The 12,314-nt window shown below is 57.1% G+C and carries 13 protein-coding genes; 7 read left to right on the top strand and 6 right to left on the bottom strand.

What is annotated here, in order from left to right:
* Positions 1-2: 2 nt before the first annotated feature.
* Complete coding sequence (locus tag GYM47_RS01280; protein ID WP_231128597.1) at positions 3-1,034, bottom strand: Bug family tripartite tricarboxylate transporter substrate binding protein; 1,032 nt, start codon at positions 1,032-1,034, stop codon at positions 3-5.
* 37 nt (positions 1,035-1,071) lie between these two features.
* On the bottom strand, positions 1,072-1,533 hold the full coding sequence (locus GYM47_RS01275; protein WP_153843213.1) for a YchJ family protein: 462 nt from the start codon (positions 1,531-1,533) through the stop codon (positions 1,072-1,074).
* A gap of 156 nt (positions 1,534-1,689) precedes the next feature.
* Here GYM47_RS01275 and GYM47_RS01270 point away from each other — a divergent pair, with 156 nt between their 5' ends.
* Positions 1,690-2,001 carry a hypothetical protein gene (locus tag GYM47_RS01270; RefSeq protein WP_139527911.1) on the top strand — a complete coding sequence of 104 codons (312 nt, stop codon included), beginning with the start codon at positions 1,690-1,692 and terminating at the stop codon, positions 1,999-2,001.
* Positions 2,002-2,083: 82 nt separating this feature from the next.
* Here the strand turns inward: GYM47_RS01270 and argE are convergent, their stop codons facing one another.
* Positions 2,084-3,253 carry an acetylornithine deacetylase gene (gene argE, locus GYM47_RS01265; protein ID WP_153843214.1) on the bottom strand — a complete coding sequence of 390 codons (1,170 nt, stop codon included), beginning with the start codon at positions 3,251-3,253 and terminating at the stop codon, positions 2,084-2,086.
* Between the two features lie 201 nt (positions 3,254-3,454).
* Here argE and ugpB point away from each other — a divergent pair, with 201 nt between their 5' ends.
* The 4 genes from ugpB to GYM47_RS01245 all read left to right on the top strand — a co-directional run bounded on the left by ugpB (position 3,455) and on the right by GYM47_RS01245 (position 7,677).
* Positions 3,455-4,780, top strand: coding sequence for a sn-glycerol-3-phosphate ABC transporter substrate-binding protein UgpB (gene ugpB / locus GYM47_RS01260; RefSeq protein ID WP_153843215.1), 1,326 nt, complete (start codon positions 3,455-3,457; stop codon positions 4,778-4,780).
* Positions 4,781-4,864: 84 nt separating this feature from the next.
* Positions 4,865-5,749: a sn-glycerol-3-phosphate ABC transporter permease UgpA gene (ugpA, locus tag GYM47_RS01255; protein ID WP_139527908.1), complete on the top strand. Its 885-nt coding sequence runs from the start codon at positions 4,865-4,867 to the stop codon at positions 5,747-5,749.
* A 27-nt stretch (positions 5,750-5,776) separates the two neighbouring features.
* On the top strand, positions 5,777-6,619 hold the full coding sequence (gene ugpE / locus GYM47_RS01250; RefSeq protein ID WP_153843216.1) for a sn-glycerol-3-phosphate ABC transporter permease UgpE: 843 nt from the start codon (positions 5,777-5,779) through the stop codon (positions 6,617-6,619).
* Positions 6,620-6,621: 2 nt separating this feature from the next.
* A complete protein-coding gene (locus GYM47_RS01245; protein ID WP_139527906.1) occupies positions 6,622-7,677 on the top strand; it encodes a sn-glycerol-3-phosphate import ATP-binding protein UgpC in 1,056 nt (351 codons plus the stop codon).
* A 117-nt stretch (positions 7,678-7,794) separates the two neighbouring features.
* Here the strand turns inward: GYM47_RS01245 and GYM47_RS01240 are convergent, their stop codons facing one another.
* Positions 7,795-8,460 (bottom strand): SDR family oxidoreductase, encoded by a 666-nt coding sequence (locus GYM47_RS01240; RefSeq protein WP_153843217.1) that lies wholly within the window; start codon positions 8,458-8,460, stop codon positions 7,795-7,797.
* A 141-nt stretch (positions 8,461-8,601) separates the two neighbouring features.
* Complete coding sequence (locus GYM47_RS01235) at positions 8,602-9,609, bottom strand: porin (protein WP_153843218.1); 1,008 nt, start codon at positions 9,607-9,609, stop codon at positions 8,602-8,604.
* Positions 9,610-10,014: 405 nt separating this feature from the next.
* Here GYM47_RS01235 and GYM47_RS01230 point away from each other — a divergent pair, with 405 nt between their 5' ends.
* Together GYM47_RS01230 and GYM47_RS01225 are read left to right on the top strand one after the other, a co-directional pair.
* Entirely contained in the window at positions 10,015-11,178 is a 1,164-nt protein-coding gene (locus tag GYM47_RS01230) for a glycosyltransferase family 4 protein (protein ID WP_153843219.1), read from the top strand.
* Positions 11,141-11,680, top strand: a complete 540-nt coding sequence (locus GYM47_RS01225) for a phosphatase PAP2 family protein (protein WP_153843220.1) — start codon at positions 11,141-11,143, stop codon at positions 11,678-11,680. The genes GYM47_RS01230 and GYM47_RS01225 overlap by 38 nt, the downstream gene beginning before the upstream one ends.
* Positions 11,681-11,811: 131 nt before the next feature.
* On the opposite strand, the gene GYM47_RS18440 is transcribed toward GYM47_RS01225, so the two are convergent.
* Positions 11,812-11,943, bottom strand: coding sequence for a hypothetical protein (locus GYM47_RS18440; RefSeq protein ID WP_255303963.1), 132 nt, complete (start codon positions 11,941-11,943; stop codon positions 11,812-11,814).
* Between the last annotated feature and the right edge of the window lie 371 nt (positions 11,944-12,314).

Here is a 12,314-nt window from a genome sequence, read left to right as displayed (position 1 = left end):
GCCTACCGCTCAAACCCCATGGTGTCAGCCAGCCGCTGTAGCTGGTCGTACCGATCATCGAGATAGCGGCCATACGCTTCGCGGGGCATGAAATCGACGTAGGAACCATGGGCATGCTGCAGCGTCTCCACCAGCGCAGGCTGCTGGAGCGCCTGCTCGAATGCCTGGGCCAATCGCTCCAGCCGCTCGGGAGGTGTATCTCGCGGCGCAAAGAGGCCTCGATCCGTCGTATTGATGAGCGCGATACCCTGCTCGGTTAGTGTCGGCACTTCCGGCAACGCCGATAGCCGCGTATCGTTGGCGACGCCAAGGGGCACCAGTGCTCCACGCTCGAACAGCGCCCCAGCAGAGGGTAAATTCAGCATCGCAAGATCCAATTCGCCGCCCAGGAGTGCAACGACTTGGGCGCCGGTATCGGGGTAGCGCACGAACTGTATGTTGGCAGGCGCAATACCCGCCTGTTCAAAAAAGTGCAGCCAGAAAAAGTGATCCGTCGAGCTGGGGATAATGCCCACCAGCAATTCACCGGGATGCTGCTCGACGTACGCCGCGATGTCACTGGCCTGGGTCAGCGTATGGCCAGGCGTGGTGGCCGGAATGTTGACGGTACGGGTCAACAGAGCGATGGGCGCGAATGCATCGTGTGAGTAATCGGACAGCCCGGCGATATAGGCAAGATCAATGGTTTGATGACTGCCCAGCAGCGTATAGCCATCGGGGTCGGCCTGCTTCACGAACTGCGAACCTAGGGTGGCACCGTTACCTGCCATATTCATCGTTATGATGGACGTGTTCAAATGGCGTTGCGCTTGCTCGGCAATCACACGAAATAGCGTATCGGTGGCGCCGCCCCGCCCAAAAGGCACCACCAAAGCGATGTCCGATGACGGAAAGGCATGGGCGTGTGGCGCATCCTCGGCACTGGCCTGGGTGGACGCACCAATGGCAGCCAACAAGAACGCACTCAAGATGGCTAACGACCTCATCGTCTGCCACTGCTCGCTTCTCAAAGCGTTGTTCACCCAAACGATCATGGCGCTTCATGCCTCACGCGACTTAGCAATGATGTGCTTACGCTTTGCAACATACCTTTAATTTACGTTTGCTACCACAAGGGCAAAGCTCATTACGCCTCGGTTTTAAACGCTTCACGCTAGGCGTGCCATCGACGTACCACCAGCGGCCCTCTTCCCAAACAAAGCGCGAGACTTCCTCTAACACATGCCAACCGCCCGGCTCGCGAAACGTGGCACGAAAGTGCACCGTTCCCTGCTCGTTTTGCGCGACGGGCGCGTCGACAATGTCCAGGGACATCCACTGCGTCTCTGGGTCGAGCGGTAGCTGTGGCGGCCGGGTCGTCGCGTGCCATGTCGCCAGCAGGTAATCACGCTGACTCAACGCGAATGCCGAGTAGCGTGAGCGCATTAGCGCTTCGGGCGAGGGTGGGCGTTCCCCTTGATGGTAGGGCCGGCAGCAGGCGTCGAACGACAACCCACTGCCGCATGGGCAACGTTTAGGTACTAGGTGCGTCATAGAAGGGTCGCTCTGGATTATGCATGTCGCGGGCGCTGTAGATGGTTTGTTTCGGTATCCATCCGAGTTGGGTATAGTAGCAGAGCAAGATCCCTAGACAGACGGAGTACGACAACACGATCGATCATTCTTTCCAAACGCAGTGGAGGTTCTCCTATGAAGGTTTACAAACCGGAATGGCAGTGCACGTTTAGCGTAAACGAAGGCGCGGAAGAATCAGCAAACTGGAAAGAGCGAATCGCGTGGCGGCTTAGAGAACTTGCCGACCGGCTCGAAGGCGGCGGCCGTACGTTAAAAATCGACTGCAGCGTCTCGCCAAAGGTGAGCCGTGACGAGGTAGATACCTGCTTGGGCAAAGGGTTCGAAGTTACCCAACGACTGCTAACCCAGCTTGCCCAGCAGCAGGCGTGCGAAGATGTGATGCGCCATGCGAAAGCCGAGCTTTACGAAGAGCAGCATCAGCACTGACAGCCAGACCGTAAGCGTCTCAAAAAAACACCCGCTCGATGACACCGGCGGGTGTTTTTTATGGGGCGTAGATCACCCATCGCTAGCCCGTGAAAGGCGCTTCCATGGCGCGGCCCAAGCGCTGCATGAAGCGACTGCACGCATCTAGCTGCGCCGCGTCGATGTACTCATCCGGCTGGTGGGCCTGGGCAATACTGCCCGGCCCTAAAATGATGGTTTGCAGCCCCTGCCCCTGGAACTGACCGGCTTCCGTGGCATAGGCCACCGCGTGCTGGCAGCAGCCGTCCGGCAAATGGTCCTGCGCTAACCGCAGCACCTGCTGATTGTCTCGGTCGGCCAGCCCCGGTACCGTCACGTTCAGCGGCTCGGTGGTGATCTCGACGGTTTTGCCTTGAGCGCCGAGCGATTCACTGAGCGTGGCGCAATAGTCGCTGAACCTTGCGTAAATCTCGTCAAAGGTCTCCGTGGGAAGGTGGCGAACCTCCCACTCGAACTGGCACTCCCGCGCCATGATGTTGATCGCCGTGCCGCCTTTGATCTTGCCGACGTGCAAGCTGGTATGCGGCACGTTGAACGCCTCATCCACGCGTCCCTCGTCCACCAGCGCGGCCATGGTGTCCTCGATGAAGGTCACCAACCTGGCGGCGACGTGAATCGCGGAGGTGCCTTGGTTCACCTGGCTGCTGTGCGCTTCACGGCCAATCACGGTAGTACGCAGGTTGGTCGCGCCCTTTTGCGCTACCACCGGCTGCATGCTGGTGGGCTCGCCGACGATCACATGCGCCGTGGTGGAGTAGTGCTCATAAAAGCGCTTGATCAAGCTGGGGGCGCCCACGCAGCCGATCTCTTCGTCATAAGAGAAACCGAAGTAGATCGGCTGCTTCAGCGGTGCCTTCGCCCAGGCGGGCACCCTGGCGAGCGCGCAGGCAATGAAACCTTTCATATCGCAGGTGCCACGCCCATACAAACGCCCGTCGCCACCATCGCGCAGAGTGAACGGGTCGCTGCTCCAGGGCTGGCCGTCCACGGGTACCACATCGGTATGGCCTGACAGCAACACGCCGCCAGGGGCATCAGGCCCAATGCGCGCAATCAGGTTGGCTTTGGTGCCGCAGGGGCTCATCACCCGTTCGGCGCTGATACCGTAGTCGGCCAAGTAGCCCTCGACGAATTCGATGAGCGCCAGGTTCGACTCGCTGGAGGTGGTATCGAACGCCACCAGTTGGCCCAGCAGCGCAGTTGCGTTGGTCATGTGAGTCTCATTGATTAAGCTTTTTGCCACCCTAGCACCCCGTTTGCGCTTTGCCTACTGAGCGCTACCAGCGTCTCGCCGAATGTTGTCCGTCACGACAAGTTCACCGTGCATTCATGAAAGCGTCATCTACACTTTCTACTGTTCAGTGCACCCAAAAACCTTAATAAACGTACTGCGCACGACCTACAAGGAGCCGTTATGTCTCGTTTCACGTTGCACGCGCTTGCCCTCGGTGTGGCGACCGCCACGTTCAGTGTTTCCGCCAATGCCGCTACCGAAGTGACCTGGTGGCACGCCATGGGCGGTCAACTCGGTGAAATTCTGGAAGGCATGACCGAGGAGTTCAACGCCTCTCAAGACGAGTACCGCGTGACGCCCAGCTACCGCGGCAACTACACCGAAACCATGACCGGCGCCATTGCAGCGTTCCGCGCAGGCGAGCAGCCGCACATTCTGCAGGTGTTCGAGGTCGGCACTGGCACCATGATGAACGCCGATGGGGCGATCTATCCGGTGTTCGAACTGATGGAAGACCACGGCCGCGCGTTCGACCGCGAGGCCTTCCTGCCCGCCGTGGTGGGCTACTACACCGACACCAACGGCAACATGCTGTCGTTTCCGTTCAACTCTTCCACGCCCATCATGTACTACAACCGTGATGTGTTCGAGGAAGCGGGGTTAGACCCGGAGCAGCCACCGCAAACCTGGGAAGAAGTCGCAGAATACGCCACTCAAATTACCGAATCGGGTGCGGCCAACTGTGGCTTTACCACCTCGTGGCCAAGCTGGGTGATGCTGGAGAACTTCTCCGCCATGCACAACTCCCCGCTGGGCACGCTGGAAAACGGCTTTGGCGGCCTGGACACCGAGCTGAACTTCAACAACGAGCTGGTCGCCCGTCACTGGGATAACCTGAAAACCTGGCAAGACGCAGGGGCGTTCAAATGGGGCGGCCCGGGTTCTGGCCCGGATGCCGAACCGCTGTTCTACTCCCAGGAGTGCGCGATCTTCTTTGGCTCCTCTGCTTCCCGTGCCGACGTCGCCGCCAATGCCGACTTCGAAGTGGGCTTTGGCATGCAGCCCTACTACGACGACGTAGAAGGTGCGCCGCAAAACTCCATCATTGGCGGGGCTACCTTGTGGGCGTTGCAAGGCCACACCGATGAGGAGTACGCCGCCGTAGCAGCGTTTTTCGAGTATCTCTCCCAGCCGGAAGTTCAGGCCGAGTGGCACCAGCAGACCGGCTATCTGCCGATCACGCAAGCCGCTTGGGATCTGAGCCAAGAGCAGGGTTACTACGATGAGAACCCCGGTGCGGATATTTCGCTCAAGCAGATGACGCTGAACGAGCCCACCGAGAACTCCAAAGGCCTGCGCTTTGGCAACTTCGTCCAGATCCGCGACATCATCTCCGAAGAGATGGAAGCGGTGATGACCGGTAACAAATCGGGCCAGGAAGCAGCCGATGCCGCCGTAGAGCGCGGAAACCAGCTACTGCGCGACTTCGAATCTGCGAATCAGTAAGTAAGTGCCCGCTTCGCCGCCTGTCCCCGGACAGGCGGCGACGTCATTACGCGTGCCCTTTGTTGATCGCAGGATACACCGCCTATGCAAACCAAACGCATGACCTTCCCAGGGCGCGTTTTGCCCTACGCGCTACTCGCTCCACAGGTCATTGTTACACTGATTTTCTTTATCTGGCCGGCCGGACAAGCGCTCTATCAGTCGCTACTTCGTGAAGATGCTTTTGGGCTACGCACGACCTTCGTGGGGCTGGAGAATTTTGCCCGCCTGTTTCGTGACGGCAACTATCTCAATTCGCTCTCGGTGACGGCCATTTTTGCCATTGGCACCACGCTGCTGTCCATGGCGGCGGCGCTGCTGCTGGCCTGCACGGTGAATCGCATGATTCGCTCGCGCAGCACCTACACCACACTGCTGGTATGGCCCTATGCCATTGCCCCCGCCATTGCCGGGGTACTGTGGTGGTTCATCTTCAATCCCTCCATCGGCATCGTGCCCTACATGCTGGATATGGTGGGCTACCAGTGGAATCACCGCACCTCAGGGGCAGACGCCATGCTGCTGGTAATTTTTGCCGCTGCCTGGAAACAGATCTCCTATAACTTCCTGTTTTTCCTGGCCGGGCTGCAGTCGATTCCCCAATCGCTCATCGAAGCCGCCGCCATCGATGGCGCCAGCCCCATGAAGCGCTTCTGGACCATCGTGTTTCCTCTGCTGTCGCCCACCACCTTCTTCCTGATGGTGGTGAACGTGGTGTACGCGATGTTCGATACTTTCGGGATCATTCATGCCACCACCCAAGGCGGCCCTGCCCAAGCGACGAATACGCTGGTGTACAAGGTGTACGCCGATGGTTTCGTGGGCCTCAACCTGGGGTCATCCGCCGCGCAGTCGGTGATTTTGATGGCGATCGTGGTAGCACTCACGGTAGTACAGTTCCGCTTTATCGAGCGCCGGGTGAACTACTAGCCGCAGGCTGACTGTTGGAGTCTTGTCATGGTTGAAAATCGTCCCTGGGCAAACTTTTTTGCCCACTTAACGCTGATGCTCGGCGTCGCGGTGGTAGTCTTTCCCGTCTACGTGGCGCTGGTGGCCTCGACCCAAGCGCCGGGCGACCTGCTGCGCGGCACGCTGCCGATGCTGCCCGGTGCCCACGGCATCGAAAACTTTACCCGCATGTGGCAATCCGGCGTGTCGAACGCGGGCGCACCGCCGGCCGGCACCATGCTATGGAACAGCTTCATCATGGCCATGGCGATTACCGTGGGTAAGCTGTCGATCTCGCTGCTCTCCGCCTTTGCAATCGTTTACTTCCGCTTCCGCTTTCGACTGTTTTTCTTCTGGCTGATCTTTCTGACGCTGATGCTACCGGTGGAGGTGCGCATCATACCTACCTTTCAGGTGGTCGCGGATCTCAACATGCTCAATAGCTTTGCCGGGCTGTCGATACCGCTGATTGCTTCCGCCACCGCGACGTTTCTGTTTCGGCAGTTCTTTATGACGATCCCCGAGGAGATGTTGGAAGCCGCGCGGGTCGATGGCGCAGGCCCACTGAAATTCTTTAAAGACATTCTGATGCCGCTCTCGATCACCAATATCGCCGCACTGTTCGTGATCATGTTCATTTACGGCTGGAACCAATATCTATGGCCGCTGCTGATTACCACCGATCCGGACTACTACACCATCGTCATGGGTATTCAGCGCATGACATCGGAAGAGAACCCGCAGTGGCATCTCATCATGGCCGCCGTGGTGATGGCGGCTCTGCCACCGGTATTAGTGATTTTGTTCATGCAACGCCTGTTTGTGAAAGGCCTGACCGAGACGGAGAAATAACCATGGCCAGCATTACCTTGGAAGGGCTGAAAAAAACCTACGCGGGCAACGTGGCAGCGGTCAAAGGCGTCGATTTACATATCCAAGATGGCGAGTTCGTGGTGCTGGTGGGGCCTTCTGGCTGCGGTAAATCCACGCTGCTGCGCATGGTGGCAGGCCTGGAGAGCATCACTGAAGGCACGTTAAAGATCGGCGAGCGAGTGGTGAACCAACTTGAGCCCGCCGACCGGGACATCGCCATGGTGTTCCAAAACTATGCCCTCTACCCCCACATGACGGTGTACAACAACTTGGCCTATGGCCTGAAAAATCGCGGCTTCAAGAAAGACGCTATTGAACAGCGGGTGCGCGCAGCGGCCAAGATGCTGGAGATCGAGGACTTCCTGGAGCGCAAGCCGCGCAAACTCTCCGGTGGCCAGCGCCAGCGGGTGGCCATGGGCCGCGCCTTAGTGCGCGAGCCCGCAGCGTTTCTGTTTGACGAGCCGCTCTCTAACCTGGATGCCAAGCTGCGCGTGCAGATGCGCGTCGAGATCAAGCAGCTGCAGCGTCGCTTGAAAACCACCAGCCTCTACGTGACCCACGACCAGCTCGAAGCAATGACGCTGGGGGACCGGCTCGTGGTGCTCAATGCCGGACAGATCGAGCAGGTAGGCACCCCGATGGAGATCTACGCCCGACCGGCCACCATGTTCGTGGCGGAGTTCATCGGCTCCCCCGCCATGAACATGCTGCCGCTGGCCTACCTGCAGCAGCAGGACACCCAAGGCGTGCTAAGCCAGTTGCCAAAAGAGACCGATACCGTCGGCATACGCCCAGACGATATGCAGCTCACCCTACCAACAGTGCCTTACGTCACACTAGACACGACCTTGATGCTGTTCGAGGCTGCTGGCGCAGAGAGCCATCTCTACGTTAACTTGGCGGGCAGCGAACAGCCTACGGTGATTCGCACGGCAGGCCAGCCGCCGGTGCGTGAAGGCGAAACGCTGCAGGTATATGTCACCGGTGATGCGCTGCATCCGTTCAACAGCACCACTGGCAAGCGCACCTTTCATTAGTACGTAAGTAACTAGCGCCTTCGGCGGGTGGCCAAGCTACTCGCCCTGGGCAAGATCGGTAATGCACCCATTATCGATTTCCTTGTAGTGGCGCCCCACTGGGTTGCCTACCCTACATTACCAAGGCAACTGTTCGCCATTGGAGTGCCAGAAGCCGCCGCTATTCTCTAAGTTGAGCGCTGTGATGCAGGCGGCAATGCCCGTTGCGGCTTCCTGGGGGCTGATGTGGCCGCCAAAGTTGACCATCCGGGTTTTCACATAGCCCGGATGCAGCTGTGCCACGGCGATGCCGCGAGGCTTGAGATCGATGGCCAGCGATTTACCAAAGGCGTTCAGCGCCGCTTTTGACGCGCGATAGCCGTAGCGGCCGCCTGAGTCGTTGTCGGCTAAAGAGCCCATCCGGCTGGTAATATTGGCGATTTTACTGCCCTTTTTCATCAGCGGCAGCAGCGCTTCGGATACTCGCAGCGGTGCATAGGCATTGATTTCCATTTGCTGGCGTAGGCTGTCGATCTCGATATCTCCCAGCACATCATCGCGCAGCAGACCCGCGTTGTTGATCAACAGATCAATGGTGTGCCCGGCTAACGCCGCAGAAAGGCGCGCGATATCGTCGTCCTGGGTCACATCAATGTCTTCTATCACGTTGACGGCGACACGATCTAACTCATCAGACGTTTGGCGACACACGCCGATAACATTCCATCCCTCCTGTTGATAATGCTCAGCCAGGGCTAACCCTACGCCCCGATTTGCGCCTGTAATCACAACGATGGACGACATACTCTCTCCTTAAACACACGATTAAATAATAAAACAGCATAACGCAAAAAGCCGATGTGTCATGAACACATCGGCAAAAACGATCTTTCAAAGCTTAAAACATTAAGGAACCTAGGGCATGAATTAAACCCAGACGCTCACTTAGAAGTGATAACGCGCACCTACCGCGTAATACAGGTCATCTTCGTAGCTATTCACCGCATCTTCGTTGGCATCGTTCAACTCCACGAAGACATCGAAGTTGTTGGACAGATCGTAATGCGCGGCAGCGGCCCAGGCATCGCGGCTGTCGGAAACGTTGTCCAGCTCGATGTTGTAGTAATCGAGGTAGAACGTCCATGCGCCAGTAGCGAAGGTGCCACCCAGACCAACGGTGTCAAAGCCGCCGCCCTGAGTGTCACTGTCACCGCGGGTTTCGTAACCCAGGCGTGCCGAGAAAGCGTCATTGATGGCGTATTCAGCGGTCGTACCCACGCGTGTTTCACCATTGCCACCGCCACGAACGGTATCTTCGACGTAACCCAGCGCCAGGCGCAGCGGGCCAGTGGCATAAGTTACGCCCCCTTGAGTAGCGATCACGTTCCCTTCGCTGGTTTGATCAGACGGCTCCAAACCACGCTCTGAAAAATGCTTAGCGGCAATGAATGCTTGGAACCCATTCAGGTCCGGCGTCATATACGCCAGAGAGTCACCCCGTGCTTGCAGGCCACCACCTGCAAACTCGTAGCCGCGCTCGACATACACGTCGAATACACCCATCACTTCGCTGTCGTAGAAGCTATCGAAGTTACCTGCAGTAAAAGTACCGTACTGCTCACTATCCAGCCCAATGTAGCTGTTACGCACTTCGTCAAAGCCAGACGCTTGATTCCGCTCATCGCCCGTGAAACGCCACTCTACGCGGGCAAACGCGCGCAGATCAGAGGTGATTTGATGGCCAGCAGTAATGCGTAAACGAGAGCCAAAGTTGCGAAACTCTTCACTATTATCAACGTTGTTTTCTTCTGCGCCGCCACCTTCGAACCCCATGGCAATACGGCCATAGATATCCAGCGTAGTGCCGTCTTGATCATACACCATCGCCGCTTGGGCAGCAGAGGCACCCAGTAAACCGCTAACGGCCAGAGCAAGTGTCGTTTTCTTAAACATGATGGATCCCTTTAGATTCGCCCGTGCTTGTTATCAGCACTTATTGAGCCAGAGTAAAGCGTTAATTCGCCATTTAAGTCATTAAGACTATACATTGTAAAGTCACGACCGAAGCATTGACTGCTTCGTCATCGGCTACCTTAGAGAAGGTATATGTCATTCTTCTTAAAGTTTTATTTTATTTATGTCTATTTCATCAATAAAAACTTGAATAAAAATGTCCTCAAAAATTAACATTTATCTGTTATCCGAAATAAACGTTTCAACTTATAGTGAGACCTACAATTAAAACGTCGAACACGCTGCGCCCAGCCGCGCTGTCATCGCTTGTTCACCTACCTGACTCGTCAATGTCATTGTGGCTGCGCACTATGTTCGCAAACGTGATAAAGGGATGAATCGCACATGCGGCTCTGTATCGTTAGCGAAACATGGTCACCAGAAATCAACGGCGTTGCCCACACGCTCAGCCGGTTGTGCCGTGAATTACAGCGCCTGGGGGTCACAGTGGATGTGATTCGACCGACGCCTAAAACCGCTGGCACTGCCCAAGACGCCGGGCATGAGCTACAGGTGAATCGCTGTTCGATTCCCGGCTACCGTGACGTGCAGGTGGGCTTTGCTCGCCCCGCCACGGTGCGTCGCTTTTGGCAACAGCATCGACCCGACGTGATCTACCTGGCCACCCAAGGCCCGCTTGGCTGGGCAGCACGGCAGGCCGCCTTGCAACTCCAGCTTCCGTTAGTCGCGGGATGGCACACCAATTTCGACCACTATTGCTACGATTACGGGGTTTCTTGGCTGTCGTCCGCCACACGCCGCTATTTGCGTTACTTTCATAACGGCTGCGCGCTGACGCTAGTCCCCACCCAGCAGCAGGCAACGTTACTGCGCCAGCAGGGCATCCGCGACGTGCAGGTGCTGTCTCGGGGTATCGATGGCGAACACTTCTCGCCCGCCTCTCGTGATGACGCACTCCGGCTGCAGTGGGGCGTTAGTGAACACCAGCCAGTGGCCCTCTACGTAGGGCGCATTGCACCAGAAAAAAATCTCACCTTACTTCAGGAAACACTGCAAGCCATGCGCGATGTGCGCCCCGACATGGCGCTTGTGGTGGTCGGCGATGGTCCAGGGAGATCACAGTTAGAAAAAGCACTACCTGACGCGTATTTCACAGGCTTCATCGATAAGCAGGCATTGGCTCGGCACTATGCCAGTGCGGATATGTTCGTGTTTCCATCACTGTCGGAAACCTGGGGAAATGTGATCACCGAAGCCATGGCCAGCGGGTTAGCGGTGGTGGCATACCGTCATGCCGCCAGCGCCGAACTGATCCAGAGCGGGCACAACGGTATTACGGTCGAACCCAACGATGCCGTGGCGTTTCAACAGGCGGCCGTCGCGCTTTGCCAGCATCCCGCCGAATACGCACGACTAGGAAGGATTGCCCGTTTACGCGCCCTAGAACAGAGCTGGTCGGGCATCGCGGAGCAATTTCTGCGCTACCTCAACGAGGCCCAGGAGGCTAATCATGCGAGCTCGTCCGCTTGTCGTATTCGATCGTCTTGATCTATGGGAGTGGCGGTTTTGCCAACGAGTCACTCACCTCTCGCTCTATCGCCCCTGGCGGCTGACCCTGCAAGCGGCCAGTAAACTGGGCGACTGGCCCGTTTGGGTGCTACTGATTACAGCGCAGCCCTGGCTACAACCCGATGGATGGGGGCGCATTTTGCAGTACACGCTGATCGCGCTCATAGCCATTACAGTCTACAAACTGGTCAAAACGAAACTGTGCCGCGAACGTCCTTTCATTACGTATTTGGGCGGCGTGCACTGCGGTGAGCCTGCCCGAGACCGCTACAGTTTTCCTAGCGGCCACACCATGCATGCCGTCATGTTTAGCGTCTTGGTGGCTGCCCATACGCCCTGGTTACTGCCCATCGTTTTACCACTCAGCCTGCTGATTGCCATTTCTCGCGTAGGACTTGGGCTGCACTACGTCAGTGACGTTCTGGTCGGCGGTGTCATGGGCTATGGCTTTGCACTGTTGAGCCTTTACTGGATTGGCTAGCCTCGGCCGGTACTACGACAAGACGCCATCACCGCTCTGGGGCTACGCACAAAAAAAGCCGCGCGCTCTATCGCTCATGAAATAGCGATGGAGCGCGCGGCTTTGTGATGCGAACGGTCAACGTGGCGGTACTACCTATCGGGCGGAATATCGTCACGTTCTTCGGTCGCCGCCATCAAGGATGTCTTGAACATCATGTATACGCCGACCCCGGAAAATCCCAGAAACAGGACGAACATGCCCAACATCAGTACCATCGCCATAGCGCTTGTCCCTGAAAGTACGCGGTTGCTACGTTGACGTCTTCTAACCGCTGAATTTTGGTTTAACCGAAAGGATAGACCAAAACCCCTTCTTCATCTGTACAAGTGCTGTTCAAATAACGCTGTAAATATTAAAAAATAGACAAATCAGAGAGTTACTCGTTAAAAATTGACGCAAAAAAACCATCCCGCCGAAGCGAGATGGCTGTTTTGCACCGCTGCCACTCCCTGGCGTCGATGACCAACACATCCTGTGTTGATAAGAGTGAGCAGGCTGAGTGTCCTTTCACTTCCCTGGTGCTGATTGGGCGTCCTGCCCTCCTTGATTGCTTGTCAGCCTGCTCACGCTGTTAAAGGGTGATACTGACGTC

It is taken from the genome of Vreelandella piezotolerans (assembly GCF_012427705.1).
GTDB classification, from domain to species: domain Bacteria; phylum Pseudomonadota; class Gammaproteobacteria; order Pseudomonadales; family Halomonadaceae; genus Vreelandella; species Vreelandella piezotolerans.
The sequence above is the reverse complement of the archived record's forward strand: the minus strand, read 5'-3'. Positions and strand labels throughout refer to the sequence as shown.